Here is a 25,595-nt window from a genome sequence, read left to right as displayed (position 1 = left end):
GGGGCTCGACGAGGGGTTGCGGCGCTACCAGCCTTCGGTGAGCACCCGGTCGAGGGCTGCGAGCACGGCGTCAGCGCTCTCCTCGGTGAGGCAGAGCGGCGGCTTCACCTTCAGCACGTTCGAACGCTCGGAGGTCGTGAGGACGATCACGCCGAGTTCTCTGAGCCGCTCGCAGATCGCGGCCGCCTCGGCTGTGGCGGGCTCCAGCGTTTCGCGATCGCGCACGAGTTCCACGCCGAGATACAGCCCCTCGCCGTGGATCGGCCCGACGATCTCGTGGCGTTCCGCGAGTGCGCGGAAGCCGTCGGCGAGTCGCCCGCCGACCCGGAGCGCGTTCTGCTGCAAGCCCTCCTGCTCCATGGCGTCGAGTACCGCGATGCCCACTCGGCAGCTCAGCGGATTCCCGCCCGCCGACGAGAAGAACTGGCCCTGCATCGCGAGCGCATCGGCGATGCGCTTCGACGTGATGACTCCCCCGATCGGAAATCCGTTTCCCATCGGCTTCGCGATCGTGACGATATCGGGCAGCACGCTGGATTGCTCGAAACCCCAGAAGCTCGAACCCATCCGCCCGAACCCGACCTGCACTTCATCGGCGATGCAGAGTCCGCCCGCAGCGCGCACACGAGCGTAGACGTCGGCGAGGTACCCGTCGGGCAGCAGCACCCCGCCCGCGTTGCCCAGCACCGATTCGCAAATGAAGGCGGCCACGTCGCGCCCCTCGTCCGCGAGTCGCTGCAGGTCGGCGCCGAGATCGGCCGCGTACTTCGCACCGGTGCCCGCACCTCGGTAGGTTCCTCGAAAGCGGTTCGGGACGTCCGCGACGTGCACCCAGTCCGGTCGATTCTCGAGCGCGTGCGGGTTGTCGTACGCGCTCGTGGTCACCGCATCGGATGCCATGGTCCACCCGTGATAGGCCTCCCGCAACGCCACGATGGTGTTTCGCCCGGTCGCCGCCTGCGCCAGGCGCAACGCGAGATCGACCGCTTCCGAGCCGCTGTTCACGAGGAGCACCGTGTCGAGAGCCGAGCCTTCGGGCAGGAGTGCGAGCAGTCGCTCGCTGTACTCCGCGAGCTCCCGGTAGAGGAAGCGCGAGTTCGTGTTGAGTCGCCGGATCTGCCGATTGACCGCGTCGGCGACGCCCGGATGCCCGTGCCCCAGCCCTGTCACGTTGTTGACCATGTCGATGTACGACCGACCGGTCGTATCGACGAGGTGATGGCGCCAACCGCGCTCGACCTGCATCGGGCGTTCGTAGTACCGCTCCTGTGCGCTCGCGAAGATCTCCGAGCGGCGAGCGAGCTCGTCCGCGGATGCGTCGTGCTGGGCGAGCGATGGGAGGCCGAGCAGCCTCGCGGGATCCTGAGTGAAACGGCGCCACGCCGGAACCCGCTCGGGAGTGACGAGCGGAGCGCATCCTGCTTCCGGCTCGTCGACCGCCAGAATCGGCGCGTCGGCACCGGTCAGCGCGTCGGCGCGGACCAGGGTCACCGAGATCACTCGCGCTCCGGTCGAGCCCTGAACACGGGCGACGGGAGCGCCCGCCGCGACGGGAGCGCCGGGCTCCACCACGGCATCGACTCCGTCGATCGCGAGGTGCCAGCCGCCGGCGAGTTCGAGCAGCACGCCTTGACTCGTCGCAACCGCGACGGACCCGGAGGCCGGCGCCGAGACCCCCAGGGAGTCGCCGGGCGCCAGGTGGATCTCCGTCGCGATGGGCCAGGTCTCGCTCGCTCGCTGCGCATCGACCCGGGTGCGGGTGAGACGGTACACGCCGTACGGGAAGACGGCGCTGCCATGACCCGATTCGAACGCTGCGCGTACGAGCCGCGCTTCAGCATCTGCGTCGAGCCAGGCGCCCGATGCGAGATCATCAGATTCGACGCCAGGATCGAGTACCGCCGCATCACCGCCGAGCTCTGGCAGTAGCGAGCGCAGCGGCGGTGTCGAGACGCGGGCCGGCGCAGCGACCAGCTGCAGACCGCTACCCGCGGCGACTCCCGCGAATCCGAGCGAGGCGAGCACGGACTCCGTCGCTTCGGCGAGCGGTACGGAAGTGGCCGCGTCGAAGATCGCGCGTTCCCCGTCGACGCGCTCGCGTGCGTACTCGTTGTCGCCGTCGATCTCGAGCTGCCGCCAACCGCTCGCGACGAGCAGAGCGGCACGGAGCACGATCAACGGCCATACCGCTCGAGCCTCTGCGACGGCGAGCGGCGCCGCGCGGTGGAATGCGGTGACCGTCTCGAGCACCCGAAGGGGTCGATCCGCTTCGTGATGCAGCAGAGAGCTCGCCGTCACCGCGAGCTCGGCGACGCGCCACCCGTAGGAGAGGTCGCCGAGATCCAGCACAGTCGACGGGTAGACGCGAGTGTCGGCAGCGCGTTCACCCATCACATTGTCATCGGTCAGGTCGCCGTGGATCGCCTGGATCGGCAGCGCGTCGACGAGCGGCTCCAGCGCTTCGTCGGCTGAGGTGGCGGCGAGAACGACGCGATCCCGCAGTTCTTCATCGCTGATCGAGCCGGCGAGGCGCCCAATCTCGTCGAAGGCGACACGCATGTCCCACATGTGGTCGCGATCGAGGCCGGGGTGTTCGAGGCCTGCCAGCGCGTTGGCCGATGCGGCCGACAGCGCCCCGAACGCCTCGAGCACCGGAGAAGCGAAGTAGCCGAGATCGACCATCGGCTCCCCTGCCGCGAATTCGCTCCGGCGCACGGCGAATCCGCGCCAGTGCTGCGTGAGCTCGCCGTCGAGGCCGGGCAGCACCGCGGCCGCTGTCACGCCTGCGGCGCGGTAGGCCCCCAGTGCGGCGTGTTGCGCATCCCGCGCGTCGTCCGCGAAGACGGGGTTGTCGATCCGCAGCACGCTGCGGGAGCCGTCGGCGGCCGTCAACGCGAAATTGCGATCCTGATTGCTTCCGAGCTCGGTAGCGGTCACCTCCAACCCGTAGCATTCGCGTGCAATCGTTCTGGCGTCGGCCTCGGTCACGTCCGGGCGCACCAATCCACTCGCTGAAGCGTTGCTCATCGCGTGGTCTCCATCTCTGATGTCGAAGTGATGTCACTCGTGTGTTGGGTGCCGCGTCGCGACCACCACTGCTGAGCAGCAGCGGCCGCGGTGCACTCGGGCTCGGGCCGTGGGGCCGCACAAGCCGGCGTCGAAGGTATGCGGGATTACTCCGCGAGCGCGCGGATCGCCGGCGCGAGGGCGGTGAAGGCGCGCGTGCGATGGGACTGCGCGTCCTTCTCGGCACCGGTCAGCTCAGCCGCAGATCGGGACTCCCCATCCGGCTGGAAGATCGGGTCGTACCCGAATCCGTGCTCCCCGGTCGGCTGCCGCAGCACCCTGCCGGGCCACACGCCCAGTTCGCAGATGTCGCCGTCGCGAGAGTCGCCCGGCAGCGCGAGCGCCGCTGCGCAGACGAATCCGGCATCGCGGTGGTCGTCTGCGACATCGGTCAGCTGCCAGAGCAGGAGCTCGACGTTCGCGCGGTCGTCGCGCGCCGGCCCGCCCCACCGCGCCGAGAAGATGCCGGGGCTGCCGCCGAGCACATCGACGGCGATGCCGGAGTCGTCGGCGATCGCTGGAAGCCCGGTGCGGGCCGCAGCTGCGCGAGCTTTGATGAACGCGTTCTGCTCGAAGCTCAGGCCGTTCTCCACCGGCTCTGGCCCGTCGTATCCGACGAGTTCGACGCCGGGGATCAGCGGGCCGAGAATGCGGCGGAGTTCTTCGAGCTTGTGCGCATTGTGCGAGGCGAGTACCACGGTGGTCATGGTCGGCGCGCCTCCGCCAGGGCTGCTCGCTGCAGCTCGGCCAGCTCGGTCGTGCTCACGAGCGCGAGGTCGAGCAGCGCGTCGAGTTCGGCACGGTTGAACGGAGCACCCTCGGCGGTGCCCTGCACCTCGACGAAGTCGCCGGAACCGGTCACGACGACGTTCATGTCGGTCTCGGCGCGCGAATCCTCGACGTAGGCGAGGTCGCTCAGCGGCACGCCGCCCACGATGCCGACCGAGATCGCAGCGACGCTGTCCGTGAGCGGCTTCGCCTTCTTCGCGATGAACCCTCGCTCACGAGCCCACTCCAGCGCGTCGACGAGCGCGACGTACGCGCCGGTGATCGAGGCGGTGCGCGTTCCGCCGTCGGCCTGCAGCACGTCGCAGTCGATGACGATGGTGTTCTCCCCCAGCGCTTTCGTATCGATGACGGCGCGGAGGCTGCGACCGATGAGACGCGAGATCTCGTGGGTGCGCCCGCCGACCTTGCCCTTGATCGACTCGCGCTGCATGCGCTCGTTCGTGGAGCGGGGCAGCATCGAGTACTCGGCGGTCACCCAACCGGTGCCCTTGCCGGTGAGCCAGCGGGGCACCCCCGGCGTGAACGAAGCGGTGCACAGCACCTTCGTGCTGCCGAACGAGATGAGCGCGCTGCCTTCGGCCTGGGCGCTCCAACCCCGTTCGATCGTGACGGGTCGGGTCTGCTGCGGCGTGCGCCCGTCGGCGCGGAGGGTCTCAGTCATTCAGGTCTCCAGAGGTTGCGGCGGATCAGGTCGGCGAACGCACAGCGAACGCGAGTCAGTTGGGCAGGCGGATCGCGCCGGTCTCCAGGCGATCGACGGCATCGATGCCGATCCCGAGCATGCGGCGAGCCAATTCGACGAACGCCGCCGTATCCTCACCAGTCGCCTCGTATCGCAGCTCGGGTTCCCCAGAGCCGGGCGGACGCAGCAACTGCAACTCGGTGAGTACCTGGAACACGGCATTCGCGGTCTCGATGTCACTCGACACCAGCGCGACGTCCGGCCCGACCACCTGCCGAATCGCGCCGCGCAGGAACGGGTAGTGCGTGCATCCGAGCACCAGGGTGTCGATGCCCTGCGCGACGAGCGGTGCGAGATACTGCTGCGCGACCTCGTGCACTGCGGGACCGCTGGTCTCGCCCGCCTCGACGAGATCCACGAACCGCGGGCACGCCGCAGAGCTCAGCGCGATCTCGGGCCGCATTGCGAACAGGTCGTCGTAGGCGCGCGATTGGATCGTCCCCTGCGTGCCGATCAGACCGACGCGGCGGTTCCTCGTGATCGAGGCCGCGCTGCGCACCGTCGGGCCGATGACTTCGACGACAGGCACGTCGTAGCGCTCACGGGCGTCGCGCAGCACCGCCGCAGATGCCGTGTTGCAGGCGATCACGAGCATCTTCACGCCCTGCTCGACGAGCCCGTCGAGGATCTCGAGAGCGAATCGGCGAACGTCCGCGATGGGCCGCGGACCATACGGCGTGCGGGCGGTGTCGCCGACGTAGATCATCGACTCGCCGGGGAGCTGATCGTGAATCGCTCGCGCCACCGTCAAACCGCCGACTCCCGAGTCGAACACCCCGATAGGGGCGGACGCGTCTGGCTGCTGCGAACTCACCCGTCCAGACTACCCGAGCCGATCGCGGAAAGTTTGATCCACGTATGCCGGTGCAGTTCGGTGAGGCCGTTCGTCGCGATGCCGGCGAAGTGGGCCTTCGCGCCGTATCCCTTGTTCGACGCCCATGCGTACTCGGGGTGCGCTGCATCGGCCTCACGCATCAGGGCGTCGCGCGAGACCTTCGCCCGCACCGAAGCGGCGGCCACGCTGGCGCACTCGCGATCCGCCCCGACCCGCGTGCGGATGTCGAGCGGAGCGCGCAGCACTGCGGAGAGCCAGTCGTGCGCGCCGTCGAGCAGGATCACTGAGCGTTCGACCGGCACTCCCGTCGCACGCAGCTGGAGCAGCGCGCGACGCGCGGCATGGCCGAGCATCGTCGTGATGCCCCGCGTATCGATCTCCTCGGCGCTCGCGAAGCCGACGGCACCGGCTCCCCACGCATGCACGAGCGGCGCGATCGCGTCGCGTCGTTTCTCGCTCAGGAGCTTCGAATCGCGAAGCCCGTCCGGAAACGAGTGGGTGCCCGCCACCACGGCGTGCACGCCGACGGCGACCGGCCCGGCGATCGCTCCACGGCCCACCTCGTCGATGCCGATGACGATCTGCGCACCCGCCGCGAAGAACGCGCGTTCGACGTCGAGCGTCGGATCCTTCGTCGTAGGTGCTGCCTCGACGGGCACGGCTCAGTTCTCCTTCGCGGCGTCCACGCCGGTGAACGTTCCTTCTGGAGTCCCCAACCAGGTGAACCGGTTGAGCGGCCAGTTCAACACGAACGCACGCCCCACGACCTCTTCCTCCGGCACGAACCCCTTGCCCGGCTGATCCTGGTTGTAGCGCGAGTCCTTGCTCTGATACCGGTTGTCACCCATCACCCACAGAGAGCCCTCGGGCACCGTGACGTCGAAATCGATCGCCGACGCTCGCTCCTCGCCCGCAGGCTGCACGATGTACGGCTCGTCGATGGGCACACCGTTCACCATCACACGCCCCTGAGCGTCGCAGCACTCGACACGATCACCGCCGACGCCGATGACGCGCTTGACCACGTACTCATTGCTCGTGTCAGCCGCGAGACCGATCGACTGGAGCACCCGCTCGAACCCGCGGGGCGGCTCACTCCCGCGGGGGTACAACCACCCGCCCGGATCCTTGAACACCACGATGTCGCCGCGCTGCACATCGATGAGATCGGGCACCAACTGGTTCACGAGGATGCGGTCATCGATCTGCAGCGTGTTCTCCATCGACTCCGAAGGGATGAAGAAACTGCGCACGAGAAACGTCTTCAACAGAAACGAGACCAGGAACGCCACCACGAGGATGACCAGCAGATCTCGCAGGAACCCGAGGATTCCGCCTCGACGCGTCCGTTGCTGTGAGGTCGTGGCCTCGGCTTCACTCATGTGGGGTTCCCCTGTCGATGGGAGCGGTCGTGCGAATCCGACGCTCCGGGCCTCACCGATCGGTGAGACACTTCAGGCTCCCACCCTATTCCAGGGGGGAGCCTGAGAGCGTCGCGGGCGCGTTGATAACGGCCCGTGAGAAGTGCGACTTAGCGGTCGCGCTTCTCCTTGATCTTCGCCTTCTTGCCGGTGAGGCCGCGCAGGTAGTAGAGCTTCGCACGACGCACGTCGCCACGGCTGACGACCTCGATCTTCTCGATCGCGGGCGAGTGCACCGGGAACTTGCGCTCCACACCCACCTGGAAGCTGATCTTGCGCACGGTGAACGTCTCGCGAACGCCCTCACCGTGGCGGGAGATCACGACGCCCTGGAACACCTGAACACGCGAGCGGTTGCCCTCGACGATGTTCACGTGCACCTTGACGGTGTCGCCTGCGCGGAAATCGGGGATGTCGCTCTTGAGCGACGCGGCGTCGACCAGGTCGAGCTTCTGCATGATTGTCTACTCTCTGCGCCCGCCGCAAGTCGGGAACGCGGATATCGAAAAGTACTGGAGTGTTCGGCTCACGGTCCGTGCGGACCCTCGCGGCAGTACCGCACCGTGGCACAAGGATCAATTATGTCACACTTCTGCCGCACGCTGGGCGCTCGACGACGACGAGCGCTCCTGATCCTCCGCGAGGGACCCGAGCACACAATGCCGCGCGACGATGAAGGCTCCATTGCGCTCGACCTGCATCAGCTCGAGATCGAGACGACGCGGCAGCAGCGGCCGACCCGCACCGAGCACCACTGGCGCAATCGACGTCACAATCTCATCGAGCTGCCCGAGATCGGCGAACTGACCCGCCAGATCACCGCCGCCGACCACCCACAGATCGTTCGCGCCGGCGGCATCGCGCATCTCCTGTCCGAGCTCGGCGATGCCTCCCTGCCTGAAGCGGACGTCGGCTGGCCCTCCATTCGTCGTACTCCGGGGGGACGGCAGATCGCGATGCGTGAGTACGAACGCCGGCAGCTCGTAGCTCCAGACCCCCTGCTCGTGTTCGAGCACCCATTCGTAGGTGGTCGCTCCCATGACGAGTGCGCCGATCCCCCTGATGAACGAATCGTAATCACCGGCACCGCCGGCCTCCTGCGGCTGGCGCAGCAGCCAGTCGAGGGAATCGTCGGGATCTGCGAGATACCCGTCGAGGGTGGTGGCCGTGTAGTAGATGGTGCGGGTCATGCTGAGCTCCTTCAATCGATGCGGTCGCCGTCATCAGTCTGACGGGCACCGCCGACATTCACACCCGCCGCCCGAACCGTGCAGCCTGAACCGCACCGTGCCGCCCGAACCGCACCGCACCGTTCCACCCCTGCCTGAGCACGAGGGTTCCCGCTGAGCGCGACGGAAGATCCGCAAGCAACGCCCTCGGTCTCAACGCGAACCCTTGGGTTCGGCCAGGGTGGGCGTCAGGTCTGACAGCCACGCGCGCGCACCGCGCACCGCGCTGCACCGGCACCGAGACGGCGCCGGGGGCTGCATGAACGGCCAGAAATGGCCGTTCACCTGACTGCGTCAGGTCTGACAGCCCGGGCACCAGTAGAGCTTGCGGGCGCCGAACTCCTCCAGCGCGATGTTCGTGCCGCACCGCTTGCACGGTGCGCCCTCGAGCTTGTACACGGAGTGCCGCTCGTCGCGATCGACCAGCGCTCGCTCGTACTCCTCGCCGGCGAGACCGTCGATCGTCATCATCTGCCCGACCGTGATGCCGATCTCGAGCAGATGCGCCCAATCGTCCCAGAGCGCCTCGAGCACGGTGCGGTCGATCGTGTTCGCGGGAGTATGAGGGTTCAGCTCCGCCCGGAAGAGCATCTCGGCCCGGTACACATTGCCGATCCCCGCGATGACCGACTGATCCATGAGCACGAGGCCGATCGGCGTCTTCTTGCGCAGTGCACGCTCCACGAAGCGCTCGCGCTCCGCCCGAGTGTTCGCGTTCGCAGGATCGGGCCCGAGCTTCTGGATCACGGCATCCACCTCGGCCGGGGTGAGCACTTCGCACGCGGTCGGACCGCGCAGGTCGGCGCAGACGAGATCATTCAGCAGCCGCACTCGCACCTGCCCGACGGGCTCAGGAGGAAACGCTGCGGGTGCAGCCGTCTCACGATCGGTTTCGGCCATGCGCACGCGGGTACGACGGGGCGCCCCGATCGACGTCACGGAGTCTTCGCCATCACGATCGAGCGGGCGGGCGGGATCCGGCCGCGAGTACTCGCCCGTCTGGCCCAGCTTCGTGCGTCCCGGCGCCTGGCCGTGGATCTGAATGGATGGGTCGACGCGCACGTCTCCCGCGAAATCCCAAGCGCCGTAGATGCCGAGATGCACGCGCAGCCAACGGTCATCCGAGAATTCCAGGAACATCTGCTTGCCGACGGCCCGAGCATCGATCATCTCTCGTCCACTCAGCAGCGCTGCGCCCTGGGCGAAGCGTCCCTGCGGGCTCGTCACCTCGGGAGCCGTGCCGACGAAGTTCACCGCGAACTGACGAGCAATGCGATGAACGCTGTGCCCCTCAGGCATTAGAGGCTGTCGACGTGCTTGCCGCTGATGGCGCCGGTGCGCTCGTACTCGCCGAGCTGCGCGATGCGACGCACATGGCGCTCCTCGCCGGTGAACGGCGTGTCGATGAAGAGATCGATGAAGCGGATCGCGTCGGCCACATCGTGCTGGCGGGCTCCGATGGAGATCACGTTCGCGTTGTTGTGCTCGCGCGCGAGCGTCGCCGTGGAGTCGTTCCACACCAGTGCGGCTCGAATGCCTGCGACCTTATTCGCCGCCATCTGCTCACCATTGCCGGAGCCGCCGAAGACGACGCCGAGCGCTTCCACTCCGTCGCGCTCGTCACGTGCGACGCCGAGCGCGGCGTTGATGCAGAACGACGGGTAATCGTCGAGTGCATCGTATTCGGCTGGACCGTGGTCGATGACCTGGTGGCCCTGCGCGCGAAGATGATCCTGCAACTGCTGGCTGAATTCGAGCCCGGCGTGGTCCGTGGCGACGTGAATGCGCATGGATCAGATCCTATCGGAGCGAGGACTCAGAACTGGGGGCCGGAGGTGCGGCCCCGCTTCAGCTCGTAGAATCCCGGCACGCTCGCGGCCGCGACGATGCCGTCCCAGAGGCGGAGCGCCTGCTCCCCCTGAGGTGCCGGCGTCACCACGGGCCCGAAGAACGCGACTCCGTCGACCGAGATCACGGGCACCCCGACGTCTGGCCCGGCGATCTCGAGCGCGTGCGCGGTGTTCTCGCGAAGGTCGGTGTCGTACTGCTCGTCGTCTGCGGCTGCTGCGAGCTCGGCGTCGAGCCCGACTGCGGCGAGCGCCTCGGCGAGAATGCCGTCGAAGTCGTCGCGGCCGCCGGGGTGGATCGCCGTTCCGAATTCGGTGTAGAGACGCCCGACCGCGCTCGGATCCTGCGCACGGGCGACGGCCGCGGCTACGCGGCCGAGGCGATGGCCCTGGCGCATGCCCTCCTCGTGGTCGCCGACGTCGTTGCCCTCGTTGATGATCTTGAGGCTGACGGGGTGCCACGCGATGTCGAACCCTCGCGCTGCCGCGACGTCGGAGACCCAGCGGCTGGTCATCCAGCACCACGGGCAGATCGGATCGAACCAAAACTCGACGACGGGCTGTGCGGATTCGGGGCGTTCGATGCTCATGCGGGTCAGCCTACTCTTCAGGACGTCGGCACCGGGAAGAGGGCTTCGATGCGTTCGCGCTGGGCGTCATCCGGGCGCCAGCGCTCACCGGCGAGCGCATTCTGACGGACCTGGTCCGGGGTCGATGCTCCCGCGATGACGCTCGCGACCGGCGCGTGATCGAGCAACCAGCCGAACGTCGCTTCGAGCATCGTGACTCCCCAGTCGGCGCAGTGCGCCCGGTACGCGTCGAGGGCATCCCAGTCGGCCTGCTCCGCGACGTGGGGGCGCTGCCGCATGATGCGAGAGTCCTCGGGGAAGCGATCTCGGGCGAACTTGCCCGTGAGCAGCCCGTTGGCCAGCGGGAAGTACGGGAGAAACCCGAGTCCGAGCTCCCGGGCAGCTGGAACGACCTCTCGGTCCGCCTCTCGCTGCACCAGGCTGAGCTCGTTCTGCGCCGACACGAAGGCCGTAACTCCCCCTGCTGCCGCTGCGCCCGCGGCCTCATGCATCTGCGCTGCGGAGAAGTTCGAGTGGCCGATGCTGCGCACCTTCCCCTCGCGCACCAGTTCGTCGAGCGCGTCGAGGGTCTCGCTGATCGGGGTCTCCGGATCCGGAACATGCATCTGGTAGAGATCGATGCGGTCCGTCTGCAACCGCGTGAGCGACCCCTCGACCGAGGCTCTGATGAATTCTCGTGAACCTCGGCGTCCGAGGTACGGGGCCTGCGCGTCCGGATGCCCGAACTTGGTGGCGAGCACGATCTCGTCGCGCCGCGTCCCGAGTGCGCGTCCCATCATCTCTTCGCTGCGGCCGAAGGCGTACCCGTAGAGGTCGGCGGTGTCGAAGAATGTGATGCCAGCGTCGATCGCCGCTCCGATGACGGCGTCGGTCCCGTGCTGGTCCTCGGTGAAGGCTCCCGGCCGGCCGAAATTGTTGCAGCCGAGCCCGACGGACGAGACGAGGAGGTCTGAGGTGCCGAGTGCGCGTTCCATGCATTCCACTGTACGGCGACGACGGGGGCTGGCAGCAGCCCCAGCGCAGCGCCTCACATGCGGCGTACAGGGGTTTCATCACTGATGTCGAGGGTCGGGCCTAGGCTGGAGCCATACGTATTCCCCATCGTCAGGAGCATCAGTGCCAGGAACGAATCTCACCCGTGCAGAAGCCCAGGAGCGCGCTGCCGCCGTCTCGACGGAACGTTACGAGGTCGCGCTCGACCTCACGACCGGTGCCGAGCAGTTCGCAGCGGTTACGACCGTCCACTTCGGCGGTACGCGCGGAGCGGCCACCTTCATCGATCTGATCGCCGACTCCGTCGAGAGCATCGATTTGAACGGCGAGGCCCTCGACCCAGCTGCGGTGTTCGCGGACTCGCGCATCCAGTTGCCCCGACTCGCGGAGCAGAACGTCCTGCGCATCGCTTCGACGCAGCGCTACACGAATACGGGCGAGGGCCTGCACCGCTTCGTCGATCCTGCTGACGGAGAGGTCTACCTCTACTCCCAGTTCGAGGTGCCCGACTCCCGCCGGATGTTCCCGGTCTTCGAGCAGCCGGACCTGAAGGCGACGTTCTCGTTCACGATCACAGCTCCCGCGCGGTGGCAGATCGTGAGCAACCAGCCGACCCCCGAACCCGTCGGCACCGGCACGAAGGCCGCTGCCCAGGGCGAGGACTGGCCGGAGCAGGAGATCGCGACCTGGTCGTTCGATCCCACCCCGGTGATGTCGAGCTACATCACCGCGCTCATCGCCGGCCCGTACCACGTCGTGCGCTCGGAGCTCACGAGCCGCGACGGCCGCACGATTCCGCTCGGCGTATTCTGCCGAGAGTCGTTGGCGCCGCACCTGGACGCCGACTACATCTTCGAGAAGACGCGAGAAGGGTTCGCATTCTTCGAAGAGCAGTTCGATTACGCGTACCCCTTCGACAAGTACGACCAGCTCTTCGTCCCCGAGTACAACATGGGGGCGATGGAGAACGTGGGCGCCGTGACCTTCACGGAGGCCTACGTCTTCCGCAGCCAGGTGACCGACGCGATGCGCGAGCGCCGCGTCGTCACGATCCTGCACGAACTCGCGCACATGTGGTTCGGCGATCTTGTCACGATGCGATGGTGGAACGACCTGTGGCTCAATGAATCGTTCGCCGAGTACATGTCGACGCTCGGCGTGGCAGAGGCCACTGAATGGACGGATTGCTGGACGACGTTCGCCGCCTCGGAGAAGTCGTGGGCGTACCGGCAGGATCAGCTGCCGTCGACCCATCCGATCGTCGCACCGATCCGCGACCTCGAAGACGTGCTCGTGAACTTCGACGGCATCACCTACGCGAAGGGCGCCTCGGTGCTCAAGCAGCTCGTCGCATGGGTGGGCCGGGAACCGTTCATGCAGGGCGTGCACGACTACTTCGTCAAGCACCATCACTCGAACACCGAGTTGCCCGACCTCCTCACCGAGCTCGAAGCCCGCAGCGGCCGCGACCTCGCCGACTGGTCGAAGCTCTGGTTGGAGACCGCCGGCGTCAACACGCTCCGTCCCGTCTTCGAGCTCGACGACGCCGGCAAATTCAGCAGCTTCACCATCGAGCAGTCGGCAGAAGCCGAGTACCCGACGATCCGACCGCACCGCATCGCCGTGGGCCTCTACGCGCTCGACGGCGGAGTGCTGCGCCGCACGCAGCGCATCGAGCTCGATGTCGACGGTGCGGGCACTGCGGTTCCCGAGCTCGTCGGGGTCGAGCAGCCCGCGCTGCTGCTGCTCAACGACGACGACCTGACGTACGCGAAGATCCGACTGGACGACCGCTCGCTCGAGACCGCGGCGCAGCATCTCGGCGACGCGGAGGACTCGCTCACCCGGGCGCTGCTCTGGGGCACGCTCTGGGACGCGACCCGGGACGGCGAATTCCCGGCCAGCCGCTTCATCGACATCGTTCTCGCCCACGTCGGCAGCGAAACGGGTTCGACCACGCTGCGCACCCTCCTCGGGCAGCTGTCGCTCGCTGCGGCGAGCTACGTCGCGCGCGATCGACGTGCCGCGACGCTCGAGAAGGTCGCCGACGCCCTCTGGAACCTCGCGGAGAGCGCCGACCCAGGTTCCGATCGACAGTTCCAGTTCGTGAAGTCGTTCGCCCAGCTCGCCGGAAGCGATGCTCAGCTCGACACCGTGCACGCGCTGTTCGAGGGAACGCGTGAGCTCGATGGCCTGGCCATCGATACCGATCTCGGCTGGGAACTGCTCGTCTCACTCTCGGCGGGCGGCCGAGTAACTTCCGAGCAGATCGACGCGCGTCTCGCAGAGGACCGCACCGCCAACGGCAACCAGTCTGCTGCTCACGCTCGGGCGGCGCTTCCCAGCGCCGACGACAAAGCACGCGCATGGGCGTCAGTGTTCGATGAGGCCGATCAGCCGAACGCCATCGTGCGCGCGACCGCCTCAGGATTCACGCGCGCGCACGATCTGACGCTGCTCGAACCGTACGTCGCACGCTTCTTCGACGCGCTGCTGCCCGTATGGGAATCCCGCAGCTACGCGATCGCCGAGGAGCTCGTCGAGGGGTTCTACCCCGCCGAACTCGCGAACACGGAGCTGGCGAGCGCGACCCGCGACTGGCTCGAAGCGAACGCGAACGCGGACGCGCCTGCAGCCCTGCGACGGATGGTCTCGGAGCACCTGTCGGGCGTCGAGCGGGCTCTGCGCGTGCAGGCCGCAGACCGGGAGGTGTGAATGGAAGGCGTTGACGAGGTGGAGCAGGCGGTCGGGAATGCCTTCCAGGGCTTTCTGACGGCGTATCAGGTGCCGCTGGCCATCGCGGTGATCGTGATCGCGGCGCTCCTCGCGAATTGGCTGCTGCGCAAGCTCCTCATGCGCACCGTCACGCATGTGGTGCGCGGCGTGAAGAAGGCGCAGGACGTCGATACGACCTCTGAGATGCGCGCCGCGCCGTACGTCAGCGCGCGGGCGGTGCAGCGCACGCGCACGCTCGGCACTGTTGGACGTGCCGTGATCACCTGGGTGATCGTCGTCATCGCGATGATCCTCATCCTGGGACAGCTGGGCGTGAATCTCGCAGCACTGCTCACCTCTGCCGGCATCGTCGCCGCCGGCCTCGCCTTCGGCGCCCAGAACATCGTGAAAGATCTGCTCAACGGCATCTTCATGGTGTTCGAAGACCAGCTCGGGGTCGGCGACATCGTGACCATCGGCACGATCAGCGGCACCGTCGAAGACGTGGGGATCCGCGTGACGCAGGTGCGCGCGATGGACGGCACTCTGTGGTTCATCCGCAACGGAGAGATCCTGACCCTGGGCAACGCTTCGCAGGGCTGGGGCCAGGCGATCATCGACATCACCGTCGATGCGCGGCAAGACATGACGCGGGTCTCCGATGTCGCACTCGATGCCGCGCGCGAATTGCTCCGCTCCGAGAAGTACGCGCGCAAGGTCACCGGGTCACCCGAGCTGCTCGGTCTCGAGAGCATCTTCGGCGATCGGGCGACGCTCCGGCTGCTCGTGAAGACCCGCCCTGAGGCACAATGGGAGGTGCAGCGCGGCGTGCGCGCCGAGCTGCGCCGCAAGTTCGGCGAGCACGACATCAAGCTCGCCGATGAGCTGCCGAGGCAGCCGGGAGGAGCAGTATGAACGACAGCACCCAGCCCGGCCCGCGGCTCACCCTGCGCTCGGGCGCGAGCGGCGACGCCGTCACCGAGACGCTCTGGTCGCAGGTCGGCGGAACCCCCACATTCGAGCTCATCGCGTCGGAGTTCTACCGCGGCGTGCGCGAAGACCCCGTTCTCGCTCCCATGTATCCCGACGACGATTGGGAGGGCGCGACCTGGCGACTGCGCGCCTTCCTCGAGCAGTACTGGGGAGGCCCGACAACGTACTCGGAGCAGCGCGGCCACCCGCGGTTGCGCATGCGTCACCACCCCTTCGCGGTGACGCCCGACGCGAGGGATCGCTGGCTTCGACACATGCATGCGGCACTCGACGCGGCAGGTCTCGCCCCCATGCACGACGCGGCATTCCGCGACTACGTCGAACGCGCCGCGCTCGCCATGGTCAACCGCTTCGAGTGACCTGCGTCCGCAGTACACTGACTCCATGAGCCTGCACCTCACTGACGATTCAGCCGCCGATGAGCTGCTGACCGAGAATCCGCTCGCATTGCTCATCGGCATGCTGCTCGATCAGCAGATCGCGATGGAGGTCGCGTTCGCGGGCCCGCTCAAGATCCAGGAGCGCTTCGGCAGCGTCGACGCGCAGGCGATCGCAAGCGCCGACCCCGAGGATCTCCTCGCGGTGTTCAAGGAGTCGCCCGCCATTCACCGCTTCCCCGGTTCGATGGCGGCGCGCGTGCAAACGCTGTGCCAGACCCTCGTCGACGAGTGGGGCGGCGACGCCTCCGCCATCTGGACTTCGGGCGATCCCGACGGAAAGACCGTGCTCACACGGCTGCGGGCGCTACCCGGCTTCGGCGAGCAGAAGGCGAAGATCTTCCTGGCGCTGCTCGGCAAACAGCTCGGCTTCGACGGTGACGGCTGGGAGCAGGCTGCCGGAGCGTACGGCGAGCCCGACTCATACCGCAGCGTCGCAGACATCACCTCACCGGAATCGCTGCAGCGAGTGCGCGAGACGAAGCGCGCGGCCAAGGCCGCCGCGAAGGCGGAGCGGTCCTCATGAACCGGAACGCCGAAGAGTTCACCCGCGCCACGCTCGACGAGACGCTGCCCTGATGACGGATCTGCTCAATGGAGCCGTCACCTTCACGCAGTCGGCAGAACGCGTCGTGGCCTACTTGAATGAGCACACACCACTCACCGACTGGTCCGTCTCCCGCGTCACGAACGGCGAGCAGATCCACGTGCACGTGCACCACGATCAGGTGCTCTCGGTCGGCGACCGCATCGACTGGGGTGAGTCGTTCTGCAGCCGAATGTCCGCTGGCGCCGCTCACGTCGTCCCCGATTCGCGTTCCGATCCGCAGTACGCCGACCTCGGGGCCGCCGAACGGATCGGTTCGTACGCCGGGTACACGATTCGGGACGACACGGGAGCCCTATTCGGAGTGCTCTGCGGGGTGCGCGAGACCCCGCTCGCGGAGGGCGAGTCCGTCGACGAAGAGCTCATCCGCCTGCTGAGCGAACTCCTCTCGTCCCAGCTCGAACTCTCGCGAGGCATCGACCGGGGGCGGCGCAGCGTCGCGATCGCCGACGCACTCGCGCACACCGACGCCCTCACCGGGCTTCTCAACCGACGAGGCTGGGACCGCGTGCTCGTCGACGCGCAAGAGCGGGTCGACGCGTTCGGCGACCCGGTGTCGGTGGCCATCATCGATCTGAACGGCCTCAAAGGCGTCAACGACACGCTGGGCCACCTCGCCGGTGACCGTCTGCTCAAGCGGGCCGCTGAAGCGCTCGCATCGGCGTCGGCCGAGGCGCACCGGGTCGCGCGGATCGGTGGCGACGAATTCGCGATCCTCGCGAACGGCGTCACCGCTCGCGAGGCAGCCGACCATTTCTCTCGTTTCGACGCGGCGCTCGAAGGCGCCGGCGTGTCGGCCGCGATGGGCGTGGCAGCCGCAGCCCCGGGTCTCGCGACGCTCGCCGATGCGATCGCGCAGGCGGACCGTGCGATGTACGGCCGCAAAGTCGGCGCGCACTCCTGAGCCGACTGCGAGCCCATCGAACTCGGTGTACGCTCGTAGAGCTGCCTCCGTAGCTCAGTGGATAGAGCAACGGCCTTCTAATCCGTTGGTCGCAGGTTCGAATCCTGCCGGAGGCACTGGGAATTCCGCGTTCGCTGCGGCGACACCGAAAGGACCTCAACGCGTGCGCACCCCGAAGCAGGCCAGGCTTCCCTTCGAAGTCTGGGCGCTCGTCGCGGGCGGCTTCACGGTCGCCCTCGGGTACGGCGTCGTCGCACCGGCCATTCCGCAGTTCGCGCTCGAGTTCGACGTCTCGAACTTCGCCGCCTCGGCGATCGTCAGCGCGTTCGCGCTCATGCGGCTCGTGTCCGCGCCGCTCGCCGGCTGGGTCGTCGGCCGCCTCGGCGAGCGACGCACCTACATCATCGGCATCCTCATCGTCGCCGTCTCGACGGGCGCTGCGGCACTCGCGGGCAACTACACCCAGTTCGTCGTGCTGCGGGGGGTGGGCGGCATCGGCTCTGCGATGTTTACCGTCGCCGCGACAGCCCTGCTCATCAAGGTGAGCCCGCCCTCGGCGCGCGGACGCGTGGCCAGCGTGAACGCCGCCGGATTCCTGCTCGGCGGCCTCCTCGGACCGGTGCTCGGCGGCGCCGTCGCGATCTTCGGACTCCGCGCCCCGTTCGTCTTCTACTTCTTCACGCTCCTCGCCGCCGCCACCGTCGTCGCCGTCGCGCTCCGACGCTCCGTTCTCGCGGACCGCGCCCCACGCGGCTCGAACGACGCCGACGAGACGATGAGCCTGGGCATGGCACTGCGCGTGCCGCAGTACCGCACGCTGCTGCTGTCCGTGTTCGCGTTCGGATGGTCGTCGTTCGGCGTGCGCGTCTCGGTGATCCCGCTGCTGGTTGCGGCGACGTTCCACGGCGACGCGACCATGGCGGCATGGGTGCTCGCCGCCTATGCCGCGGGGAACGCGATACTCATCTTCCCGTCCGGCAGATGGAATGACACCCTCGGACGGAAGCCTCTGCTCATCACCGGATCGGTCATCCTGGCGGCGAGCTATGCGGTCTTCCCATTCGCCCCTGAGCTGTGGGTCGCGTTGGCCGTGATGTTCGTCGCGGGAGCAGGGTCGGCGCTCGTCAATCCGGGCCAGCAGGCCGTGCTCGCCGATATTCTCGCCGGACGCCGAGGCGGATCGGTGGTCGCCGGGTACTCGATGACGAGCGATCTCGGCGGCGTGCTCGGTCCGCTCATCGCCGGTGCGATCGTCGACCTCGCCGGATTCGGCTGGGCGTTCGGCGTGACAGCGGCGCTCATCGGCCTGGGCGCGCTCGCGTGGGCGCTGACACCGGCGACGCGACCGCCCGCAGCATCGGCGGCGTCACCGTCGTGACTGCTCGTCAGCGTCCCTGGCGCTGCGGATCACATCTCGTCTTGGCGCGTCAGCCTTCGAGATCGTCGACACCCGGGAGCCAGCTCAGGCCCGGTGTGCCCCAGCCGTTCTTCCGCTGAGCCTTCTGCGCTCCGCGGTGCTCCGGGTGCACGAGCCGGTCGACGTAGAGCAGACCGTTGAGGTGGTCGAATTCGTGCTGCAGGATGCGCGCGAACCATCCGCTCGCAGTGATCTCGAACGGCTTTCCGTCGACGTCCTGCGCACGCAGCAGTGCCCGTGGCGCCCGTCGCAGGGCGAAGCGCTCTCCGGGGAACGAGAGGCACCCCTCGACCTCGTCCTCGCCAGGCAGTCCCGGCTCGGGAGGAGTGATCCACAACTCGGGGTTGATCGCGACCCCGCGTTCCGGTCCCTCGTCCTGGTCTTCGTAGATCCACACGAAGACCCGCTTGCCGATGCCCACCTGAGGTGCGGCCAGGCCCACTCCGGGAGCCGCCACCGTGGTGTCGAACATGTCGTCGACGAGTGCGCGCAGTTCGTCGTCGAAGTCTATGACGGGAGCGGCGGGACGATGCAGAACGGGTTCACCGGAGATCACGATGGGAAGAACAGCCATGGAGTCCAGTTTACGTCCTGCGACGCGCGCCCTTCTGCCACAGCCCCGCCGCCGACCGAACCGGGCCGGAACAGTAGACTGGACCGATTGCGGGCGCGCGCCCGCGCACTGCTACTGCACTGAGGAGCCACTGTGCCGAATACGCCAGCTGACCAGATCGTCTGGATCGACTGCGAAATGACCGGTCTCGACGTCGATCAGGACGGCCTCTGCGAGATTGCGGTGATCGTGACCGACTTCGACCTGACGCCGCTGGATTCCGGTTTCGAGATCGTGATCAACCCGGGCGACGATGCACTCGCCCACATGAACGACTTCGTGCGCTCCATGCATGAGAAGTCCGGTCTCCTCCCCCGCATCGCCGAAGGGGCGTCGCTCGAGGACGCCGAGCAGCAGGTCATCGCCTACCTGGAGCGATTCGTGACCGCCGGCCGACGCCCGCTCGTAGCGGGGAACACGATCGGAATGGACCGCCGATTCATCGCGAAGTACCTGCCGACGCTCGAAGAACGACTGCACTACCGCAGCGTCGACGTCTCCACGATCAAAGAGCTCAGCCGCCGCTGGTATCCGGCCGCATTCTCGGGAGCACCCGAGAAGACCGGAGGGCATCGAGCGCTCGCCGATATCGCGGAGTCCATTCAGGAGCTGGCGTACTTCCGCGATGCCGTCATGAGTGCTGCGCCCGGACCCGATAAGGCGACGGCGGCAGCTCACGCGAAGCGGGCGACCGAGCGCTTCGCGACGCTCGTGCACGGCGATTCCGCCGAGTAGCCGCCGCATCGCTCGTGCTCACTGCGACGCGCGCATCCGCGGGCCCGGTTTGGCATTGGCGCCTCGCATTGGGTTATGATGATCTGGTTGCCTGGCGCGCTAGCGCGAGTCAGGTCAGCATGGTGGCTATAGCTCAGTCGGTAGAGCACCGGCTTGTGGTGCCGGTGGTCGCGGGTTCAAGTCCCGTTAGCCACCCCAAGTAGTACCGAGGCCCGCCTCGCGCATTCACGGATCAGATCCGGCGCAAGGCGGGCCTCGTTCGTGTTGTGCGTCCAGGCGTAATGTGCGTCCAGGCGTGCCGTGCGCCCACGCCCCCGGCGTATGCCGGCAGGGGCGCAGACGCTCGCTAGGAGCGCCTGCGCGTGATGTCGGCGACCGTGTAGCTGCCGAGCGGATTCAGATTCAGCTTCTGCCTCGCAGCGGCCACGAGCAGACCCAGCACGTGCGGGGCGCGCCCCGCACGCACGATGCGGGTGCGGAGACGATAGGCGTCCGTGTAGGCGATCCGCGGCGCCCAGATCGGGGAACGGCGATGATTCGCCACCCCCGCAGTCAGATGCAGAAACGCCTGCGCGCTGCCGATCGCTGACGCCGCGTCCACGCCGATCGAGATCGACGGCAGGGAGGCCGGCTCGTGACCATCCTCCCCCGCAACCGCGCGCAACGATCGGAGGTCGGTGTAGGGCGGGATGTACGGCAGGCACCGAGCGAGATCCACTCCCGCGTCCGCGATCTCGTCGAGCGGCATCTCCGCACCGAATCCCATGAATCGTTCGAACGTCCAGGGAGAAGCCGGAGCGAACGATGTGACCTGCGCGGCGAAGCCGACGTTCATGACGAGGAGATCGGGAATGCCCTGCATTCGCGCGCGACGGGCGATGAGCGATCCGATCTCCGGTTTCGTGAGTTCCGACTCGTCGAGCACCAGGGAGGCGCCCTGCATGAAGTCCGCGATGTTCTCCGGGATCACGCCGTCGAAGAAGGTGCGCACCTCCGCCTCCGGGTTGATGTCGAGCACGCGCTCCCGAAACACCTCGGCCTTGCGCCGTCCCAGCGTCGCCGTGCTCGCGCCCTCGACGCGATTCACGTTCTCCAGCTCGAACACCTCGGGGTCAGCGACGCTGAACGATGCGACTCCCATACGGGCCAGCTTGACGCCCAGTTGGAAACCGTCGCCTCCGACCCCTGCGATGGCGACCCGAGACTCGATGAGCGCGCGCTGCTCGTCTTCGCTCCAGAAGCCGTAGTTGCGAGAGAACTGCGGAGCCTCGGTGCCCAGACGCATCACCGAGGCTGCTCGGTGAGCGCGCGCTTCGGGGCGCGGCCGACGTAGGTCATGGCGCCGTCTTCGGCCCGGTACTGATCGATGAATCCGCCCTGGCGAGCATTCACGCGCTCCGTGGAGGCGGGAATGTCGATCTCGATCGGGAGATTGTAGTCGAGGTAGTGCTCCACGTACCTGGGCTCACCGATGCGCGAAATGGCGATCGTTCCGCGCAGATGGCGTTCGAGCCACGGCTCGATGATCGCGAATGTGCGCTCCAACGCGTGGTTCGCCTCGTACGCGAGCATGACCGCGAACAGATGCCACTGCACCAGCTCCTGCATGACGGCGTGCTCATGGCGCGCGATCACTCGCGAGACCTCGACGCTGCGCGGAGTCAGCCCATCGTCGGTGAACGAGTCCGGGCAGAACTCCTCGACGGGCAGTGGGCTTTCGTCGCCCCGCACGATCAGCCGTGAGACTCCCACGACGCGCACGCCCTCGACGTGGTTCTCGAAGACTGCGAACGTCACGGAGCGTGCGTCGTCGCTATCGCGATCCGTACCGTCCGGCTGGATCTCGCTCTCATCGAGCTGTCCCGTCTGGTCGACGTAGACCTTGCGCCGCAGCACGAAGTGCGCGAGATACTCGGCCTCGAGCCCGGGGCGCGCGACGTCGTTCTCTGCGATGATGCCGACGCACATGCGCGCGGTCGGGTGATCGACGAAGAGCGAGGAGCCGATCACCGGGATAACGTCGTGGTTCGTCACGGAACGGTCGATATGGGACAACGCCGGGGATCCTCCTGTTAGCGCGGCCTGCTGCACCGCGGATACGTCATTGAATGCCCGGGTGTGACCTCGAACGACTCCTGTACGTCTTATTGTGCCCGAATCGCCGTTCTTCGCGCATCGCTTCCGCCGCCCGGCGAGTCGCGGATGCGCGAAGGAGCGCCATTCGATGGCGGCAGACGCGTGCGTGGCGACGGAAGCGGGATGCTAGCATATGTGCACTACTGACGTCGAAATTGGGGGAACGGTGCAGGCAGACGGCTGGAACCGCGGGAGCAGTGTTCGATCTCGCTCGACGACTGACGACCTGGGAGCGAAAGTCCTGCTCAGCGCAGTGAAGCACGTCGAGACCGTCGGACTCTCCCTCGGCGTCTCGCAAGAACTCATCGACCAGATCTGCTCGGACGCCGGTGTCTCAGCGAAGCAGTTCGCGCAGGTGTGGTCGTCTCCTGACGATTTCATGGCGGATCTTTTCTGCGAACTCGCGAACCAGGCGCAGATCGACCGCGCTGATACCGAAACGCTGCTGACGACGTGGCAGTACCTCAGCATGCGCACCGACGACCTGCACACGCTCGAAGGTCGGCGCAGCGTGTTGAACGACATCATTCGGACCGCCGCGGAGTACAACTTCGAGGTCATCACGGCATCGAGCAAGTGGCGCACGTACGCGGCGCTCTCGACCACCATCGTGGCCTGGCCGGAAGGACCCGCGCGGACGCGTGTACTGGACGCGTTGCAGGCGAGCGAGCTCTCGTTCGTCGAGACGATGGAGAGCTTCTACCGCAACGTCCTCCCCACGGTCGGGTATCGCCTGAAGCCGATGTTCCACAACGATTACCAGCCGTTCGTCGTCGCTGCGGCCTCAGTGATCGAGGGCCTGGGCATCGTTCGCGCGACCGTCCCCGCCCTCGTCGAGGCGCATTTCGACGGGTCGTCTGCGGGCGCCGATGGGAACGCTGATGAGCAGGCGCAGGAAGACTCCTGGTCCGTGTCAGCGCTCGCGTTCATGGGTGTCGTCGACGCCTTCATCGAACCGGATCCGCACTTCGTCCCGACGGAGGCCATCTCGCGCCTCAGCTCGGGCGTCGATGTCACTCCCCCGTCGCCCGAGGCCGACGCGGCGTACTGACCTGCATCGGCCGCTGACCGCTGCCGACGTACTGGGCGGCGACTACGCGATCTCCGCGCGCGTGCCGGTGCGACGGAGCCGGTCGCGCGTCAGCGCGAACGACTGCGGCCGGCCGTAGTAGTAGCCCTGCACGCTGCGCACGCCGAGCGCTCGCAGCGTCTCCGCTACGGCGGCGCTCTCGATGCCTTCGACGACGACGGTATGACCGAGATTATCGCCGAAGCCCTGCAGCGCTTTGATGAGCTCCCGCTGCCTAGAGTCGTCGAGGTTGCCGATCAGGCTCTTGTCTATCTTGAGGATGTTCATCGGGAAGTGGACCAGAGCCCCGACGGACGAGTCGTCCGAGCCGTAGTCGTCGAGCGCGATGATCAGGCCGGCGGCTTGCAGGTTCTCCGCATCGCGACGGAGCTCGTCGGTGACGGAACGCAGGGAGCGCTCGTTGAGTTCGATGCAGAGGGTGACGTCGGGGTGCGTCTGCGCCGCCTCGCGAAGATACGGTCCGAGCTCGGAGTCGCTGATCTGGCCGAGGTCGAGGTTGACGGTCATGCAGGTGATGCTGGGCTCCAGCCTGCGGAACTGCTCGGCCGCTTGCAGAGCCTTCGTGATCACCTGCTCCGTCAGCGCGTTCATGAGCCCCAGGCTCTTCGCGCGGGCGATGAGCGATGGAGCCGAGATCGGACCCAATTCAGGATCGACGTATCGCGTCAGCGCCTCGAACGCCCAGATCTTGCCGGTCGAGATGTCGACGATGGGTTGGAAGGCGAGCATGAGCCGATTGCCCTCGATGGCTCGGGCCACGATGTCGTTGAGCCGTGTCGAACGATGCGACGAGATGCTCACCGTGCTTCCTGCGACGATCGTCCCCTGCCGACGGGAGCGTTTCGCCTGGAGCATCGTACGGTCCGCATCCTCGACGAGGGACTGAGCATCGATCTCACGGTGGCTCGAGAAGGCCAGACCGGCGCTCACCAGCGGCGTCAGATCGTGCCCCTCGAGATCCAGGCGCTCGCTCACCGCGGCGATGACGCGGTCGGCGGCCTCCTTCGCCTGATCGATCGAGACGAGGCCGGTGAAGATGACGACGAACTCGTCGCCTCCGACACGGGAGACGAAATCGCCGCCGCCCGACGATCGTTCGAGGCGCACCGCGATGGCTTGGAGGAGCGCGTCTCCGGCACGGTGGCCGAAGTTGTCGTTGAGCTTCTTGAAGTCATCGAGATCGATGAACAGCAGCGCGATGCCTTCGTGGTAGGGGCGGTGCTCGTTGGCGTCGATCAGCGCCTGCTGGAACGCCCCGTAATTCGGCAGGCCCGTGAGCGGGTCCGTGTTGGCCCGCTGCTCGAGCGAGTCGACTTCGTACTGCATGCGGGCCGCTTCGCTCGCCAGGTGGGCGAGTGAGACCAGGGCCCGCTCGTCGTCCCGGCTGAAGGCGCTGCCGCCGAGCTTGCGCGAGGCCACGAGGTACTGCTCCGACCCTGCGGCGAGGCTCACCGGGGCGCCGATCTCGTCGCTCTCGGGAGGTGAGTCCCGCAGTTCGACGGCGTTGGCGCGCACGATCCCTCTCGCGCGGTTCAGCAGCGCGGTGCCCAGCGCCTCACCGCTCTCCCTCGGGAGTTCGATCGCGGCATCCACCACCGCGGAGAGACGGGATTCGATGTCGTGCGAGCGCGAGCGCTGCGCGAGCACGTAGAAGATCGAACCGGCGAGCAGCACGACGAACGGCGTGAAGCTGACATCGGGGTCGCCCTCGATCCACGAGATGACGGTCGCATCGATGTAGTGAATCAGTGTGGCGGTGAGCGAGACCACGACCACGAGCAGGACCAGCCGGCTCGGTTTCACCGAAGACGCGCTCACGCCGCGGTCGACCTCTTCACGGCCCCATTGGCGGGCGAACTCGCCGAGCAGCACGACGCCGTAGAAGGCCACGGTCGCGGCGACGAAGCTCGGGAGCAACCACACCCCGAGCGCGTCGAGCCCGTTGCGCACGGCGACGAAGGCGACTGCCCCGACGGTGGCGAGCCCTGTCGTGTACAGCGCCAGCCACAGGTTTCGTCGAAGGGAGATCTGCGCGATCAGGACTCCCATCGTCCAGATGCACACGCCGATGAACGGAGCCTCGGTGAGCGGCTCGATCGAGAGCATCACGATCGAGACGCCGGCTTGCGGGAAGCCGCGGTCGTAGCCGATGCGGATGTGGAAGGGCCCGCAGATGATGACACTTGCGATGACGGCGAGCACCAGCGTCCACGAGGACGGTGCCGTCCCGATGAGATGCGCGATGCCGGTGCCGATCGCGATGAGCGCGAAGACGATGAACGGTGCAGCGAATACGGTGTCACCCTTCGCCACTCCAGAGCGCTTCACTGCGACCACTTTCCTCCCCATGTTCGGCGCATCCCCCTGCTTCAGTGCATGAACGCGGCAGCTCATTATGTCACGCACCGGGCGCCCGGTTTTTGCGCAATGTTCCAC

Annotated in this window: 24 protein-coding genes and 2 tRNA genes; 10 read left to right on the top strand and 16 right to left on the bottom strand. The window is 67.3% G+C overall.

Annotation, left to right across the window (positions count from 1 at the left end):
* Positions 1-24: 24 nt before the first annotated feature.
* The 12 genes from WFH23_RS03680 to WFH23_RS03625 form a co-directional block, all read right to left on the bottom strand.
* Positions 25-3,027, bottom strand: a complete 3,003-nt coding sequence (locus WFH23_RS03680; protein WP_336661600.1) for an aminotransferase — start codon at positions 3,025-3,027, stop codon at positions 25-27.
* A gap of 146 nt (positions 3,028-3,173) precedes the next feature.
* Positions 3,174-3,773 carry a non-canonical purine NTP pyrophosphatase gene (locus tag WFH23_RS03675; RefSeq protein ID WP_090148362.1) on the bottom strand — a complete coding sequence of 200 codons (600 nt, stop codon included), beginning with the start codon at positions 3,771-3,773 and terminating at the stop codon, positions 3,174-3,176.
* Complete coding sequence (gene rph, locus WFH23_RS03670; protein ID WP_090148360.1) at positions 3,770-4,516, bottom strand: ribonuclease PH; 747 nt, start codon at positions 4,514-4,516, stop codon at positions 3,770-3,772. Before rph ends, WFH23_RS03675 begins: the two co-directional genes overlap by 4 nt.
* 55 nt (positions 4,517-4,571) lie before the next feature.
* On the bottom strand, positions 4,572-5,411 hold the full coding sequence (gene murI, locus WFH23_RS03665; RefSeq protein ID WP_200329226.1) for a glutamate racemase: 840 nt from the start codon (positions 5,409-5,411) through the stop codon (positions 4,572-4,574).
* Complete coding sequence (locus tag WFH23_RS03660) at positions 5,408-6,091, bottom strand: ribonuclease HII (protein ID WP_336661599.1); 684 nt, start codon at positions 6,089-6,091, stop codon at positions 5,408-5,410. Before WFH23_RS03660 ends, murI begins: the two co-directional genes overlap by 4 nt.
* A 3-nt stretch (positions 6,092-6,094) precedes the next feature.
* Positions 6,095-6,814 carry a signal peptidase I gene (gene lepB / locus WFH23_RS03655; RefSeq protein WP_090148349.1) on the bottom strand — a complete coding sequence of 240 codons (720 nt, stop codon included), beginning with the start codon at positions 6,812-6,814 and terminating at the stop codon, positions 6,095-6,097.
* 149 nt (positions 6,815-6,963) lie between these two features.
* Entirely contained in the window at positions 6,964-7,311 is a 348-nt protein-coding gene (gene rplS / locus WFH23_RS03650) for a 50S ribosomal protein L19 (protein WP_090148347.1), read from the bottom strand.
* A gap of 126 nt (positions 7,312-7,437) precedes the next feature.
* Positions 7,438-8,043, bottom strand: a complete 606-nt coding sequence (locus WFH23_RS03645) for a dihydrofolate reductase family protein (RefSeq protein ID WP_336661598.1) — start codon at positions 8,041-8,043, stop codon at positions 7,438-7,440.
* Positions 8,044-8,376: 333 nt separating this feature from the next.
* Positions 8,377-9,381 (bottom strand): Fpg/Nei family DNA glycosylase, encoded by a 1,005-nt coding sequence (locus tag WFH23_RS03640; RefSeq protein WP_336661597.1) that lies wholly within the window; start codon positions 9,379-9,381, stop codon positions 8,377-8,379.
* Positions 9,381-9,872, bottom strand: a complete 492-nt coding sequence (locus WFH23_RS03635) for a ribose-5-phosphate isomerase (protein WP_090148341.1) — start codon at positions 9,870-9,872, stop codon at positions 9,381-9,383. The genes WFH23_RS03640 and WFH23_RS03635 overlap by 1 nt, the downstream gene beginning before the upstream one ends.
* Before the next feature lie 26 nt (positions 9,873-9,898).
* Positions 9,899-10,519: a mycothiol-dependent nitroreductase Rv2466c family protein gene (locus WFH23_RS03630; protein WP_090148339.1), complete on the bottom strand. Its 621-nt coding sequence runs from the start codon at positions 10,517-10,519 to the stop codon at positions 9,899-9,901.
* 17 nt (positions 10,520-10,536) lie between these two features.
* Entirely contained in the window at positions 10,537-11,493 is a 957-nt protein-coding gene (locus WFH23_RS03625) for an aldo/keto reductase (RefSeq protein ID WP_090148336.1), read from the bottom strand.
* A gap of 142 nt (positions 11,494-11,635) precedes the next feature.
* Between WFH23_RS03625 and pepN the strand changes: the two genes are divergently transcribed.
* The 7 genes from pepN to WFH23_RS03590 all read left to right on the top strand — a co-directional run bounded on the left by pepN (position 11,636) and on the right by WFH23_RS03590 (position 18,546).
* A complete protein-coding gene (gene pepN, locus WFH23_RS03620) occupies positions 11,636-14,227 on the top strand; it encodes an aminopeptidase N (protein WP_336661596.1) in 2,592 nt (863 codons plus the stop codon).
* Positions 14,228-15,142, top strand: a complete 915-nt coding sequence (locus tag WFH23_RS03615; RefSeq protein ID WP_200329242.1) for a mechanosensitive ion channel family protein — start codon at positions 14,228-14,230, stop codon at positions 15,140-15,142.
* The gene (locus tag WFH23_RS03610) at positions 15,139-15,579 is read left to right on the top strand and encodes a globin (RefSeq protein ID WP_249290693.1); all 441 of its coding nucleotides are present in this window, start codon (positions 15,139-15,141) and stop codon (positions 15,577-15,579) included. Before WFH23_RS03615 ends, WFH23_RS03610 begins: the two co-directional genes overlap by 4 nt.
* A gap of 25 nt (positions 15,580-15,604) precedes the next feature.
* Positions 15,605-16,183: an HhH-GPD-type base excision DNA repair protein gene (locus WFH23_RS03605; protein WP_090148329.1), complete on the top strand. Its 579-nt coding sequence runs from the start codon at positions 15,605-15,607 to the stop codon at positions 16,181-16,183.
* A 52-nt stretch (positions 16,184-16,235) separates the two neighbouring features.
* A complete protein-coding gene (locus tag WFH23_RS03600; RefSeq protein ID WP_336661595.1) occupies positions 16,236-17,168 on the top strand; it encodes a GGDEF domain-containing protein in 933 nt (310 codons plus the stop codon).
* A 43-nt stretch (positions 17,169-17,211) separates the two neighbouring features.
* Positions 17,212-17,284, top strand: a tRNA-Arg gene (locus tag WFH23_RS03595).
* 47 nt (positions 17,285-17,331) lie between these two features.
* Positions 17,332-18,546 carry an MFS transporter gene (locus WFH23_RS03590; protein ID WP_336661594.1) on the top strand — a complete coding sequence of 405 codons (1,215 nt, stop codon included), beginning with the start codon at positions 17,332-17,334 and terminating at the stop codon, positions 18,544-18,546.
* A gap of 49 nt (positions 18,547-18,595) precedes the next feature.
* Here WFH23_RS03590 and def read toward each other — a convergent pair whose 3' ends face one another.
* Entirely contained in the window at positions 18,596-19,159 is a 564-nt protein-coding gene (def, locus tag WFH23_RS03585) for a peptide deformylase (protein WP_336661593.1), read from the bottom strand.
* 132 nt (positions 19,160-19,291) lie between these two features.
* On the opposite strand from def, the gene orn reads away from it, so the two are divergent.
* Positions 19,292-19,933, top strand: a complete 642-nt coding sequence (orn, locus tag WFH23_RS03580) for an oligoribonuclease (protein ID WP_090148317.1) — start codon at positions 19,292-19,294, stop codon at positions 19,931-19,933.
* 122 nt (positions 19,934-20,055) lie between these two features.
* A tRNA-His gene (locus tag WFH23_RS03575) sits at positions 20,056-20,131 on the top strand.
* A gap of 148 nt (positions 20,132-20,279) precedes the next feature.
* Here WFH23_RS03575 and WFH23_RS03570 read toward each other — a convergent pair.
* Positions 20,280-21,218 carry a ThiF family adenylyltransferase gene (locus WFH23_RS03570; RefSeq protein WP_336661592.1) on the bottom strand — a complete coding sequence of 313 codons (939 nt, stop codon included), beginning with the start codon at positions 21,216-21,218 and terminating at the stop codon, positions 20,280-20,282.
* Positions 21,218-21,988: a hypothetical protein gene (locus WFH23_RS03565; protein ID WP_090148311.1), complete on the bottom strand. Its 771-nt coding sequence runs from the start codon at positions 21,986-21,988 to the stop codon at positions 21,218-21,220. The genes WFH23_RS03570 and WFH23_RS03565 overlap by 1 nt, the downstream gene beginning before the upstream one ends.
* A 334-nt stretch (positions 21,989-22,322) precedes the next feature.
* Between WFH23_RS03565 and WFH23_RS03560 the strand changes: the two genes are divergently transcribed.
* On the top strand, positions 22,323-23,120 hold the full coding sequence (locus tag WFH23_RS03560; protein WP_336661591.1) for a hypothetical protein: 798 nt from the start codon (positions 22,323-22,325) through the stop codon (positions 23,118-23,120).
* 42 nt (positions 23,121-23,162) lie between these two features.
* Here WFH23_RS03560 and WFH23_RS03555 read toward each other — a convergent pair whose 3' ends face one another.
* Complete coding sequence (locus WFH23_RS03555; RefSeq protein ID WP_336661590.1) at positions 23,163-25,487, bottom strand: putative bifunctional diguanylate cyclase/phosphodiesterase; 2,325 nt, start codon at positions 25,485-25,487, stop codon at positions 23,163-23,165.
* Between the last annotated feature and the right edge of the window lie 108 nt (positions 25,488-25,595).

Source organism: Leucobacter sp. USHLN154 (genome assembly GCF_037145595.1).
Classification (GTDB): Bacteria; Actinomycetota; Actinomycetes; order Actinomycetales; family Microbacteriaceae; genus Leucobacter; species Leucobacter alluvii.
The sequence above is the reverse complement of the archived record's forward strand: the minus strand, read 5'-3'. Positions and strand labels throughout refer to the sequence as shown.

What these genes read in the sequence shown, in the direction of transcription:
- def (WP_336661593.1), bottom strand. Translation starts at nt 19,159, where the DNA reads ATGGCTGTTCTTCCCATCGTGATCTCCGGTGAACCCGTTCTGCATCGT.
- WFH23_RS03640 (WP_336661597.1), bottom strand. Translation starts at nt 9,381, where the DNA reads ATGCCTGAGGGGCACAGCGTTCATCGCATTGCTCGTCAGTTCGCGGTG.
- WFH23_RS03680 (WP_336661600.1), bottom strand. Translation starts at nt 3,027, where the DNA reads ATGAGCAACGCTTCAGCGAGTGGATTGGTGCGCCCGGACGTGACCGAG.
- WFH23_RS03635 (WP_090148341.1), bottom strand. Translation starts at nt 9,872, where the DNA reads ATGCGCATTCACGTCGCCACGGACCACGCCGGGCTCGAATTCAGCCAG.
- WFH23_RS03610 (WP_249290693.1), top strand. Translation starts at nt 15,139, where the DNA reads ATGAACGACAGCACCCAGCCCGGCCCGCGGCTCACCCTGCGCTCGGGC.
- WFH23_RS03625 (WP_090148336.1), bottom strand. Translation starts at nt 11,493, where the DNA reads ATGGAACGCGCACTCGGCACCTCAGACCTCCTCGTCTCGTCCGTCGGG.
- WFH23_RS03645 (WP_336661598.1), bottom strand. Translation starts at nt 8,043, where the DNA reads ATGACCCGCACCATCTACTACACGGCCACCACCCTCGACGGGTATCTC.
- rph (WP_090148360.1), bottom strand. Translation starts at nt 4,516, where the DNA reads ATGACTGAGACCCTCCGCGCCGACGGGCGCACGCCGCAGCAGACCCGA.
- WFH23_RS03600 (WP_336661595.1), top strand. Translation starts at nt 16,236, where the DNA reads ATGACGGATCTGCTCAATGGAGCCGTCACCTTCACGCAGTCGGCAGAA.
- WFH23_RS03605 (WP_090148329.1), top strand. Translation starts at nt 15,605, where the DNA reads ATGAGCCTGCACCTCACTGACGATTCAGCCGCCGATGAGCTGCTGACC.
- WFH23_RS03570 (WP_336661592.1), bottom strand. Translation starts at nt 21,218, where the DNA reads ATGCGTCTGGGCACCGAGGCTCCGCAGTTCTCTCGCAACTACGGCTTC.
- rplS (WP_090148347.1), bottom strand. Translation starts at nt 7,311, where the DNA reads ATGCAGAAGCTCGACCTGGTCGACGCCGCGTCGCTCAAGAGCGACATC.
- lepB (WP_090148349.1), bottom strand. Translation starts at nt 6,814, where the DNA reads ATGAGTGAAGCCGAGGCCACGACCTCACAGCAACGGACGCGTCGAGGC.
- WFH23_RS03615 (WP_200329242.1), top strand. Translation starts at nt 14,228, where the DNA reads ATGGAAGGCGTTGACGAGGTGGAGCAGGCGGTCGGGAATGCCTTCCAG.
- WFH23_RS03675 (WP_090148362.1), bottom strand. Translation starts at nt 3,773, where the DNA reads ATGACCACCGTGGTACTCGCCTCGCACAATGCGCACAAGCTCGAAGAA.
- WFH23_RS03630 (WP_090148339.1), bottom strand. Translation starts at nt 10,519, where the DNA reads ATGAGCATCGAACGCCCCGAATCCGCACAGCCCGTCGTCGAGTTTTGG.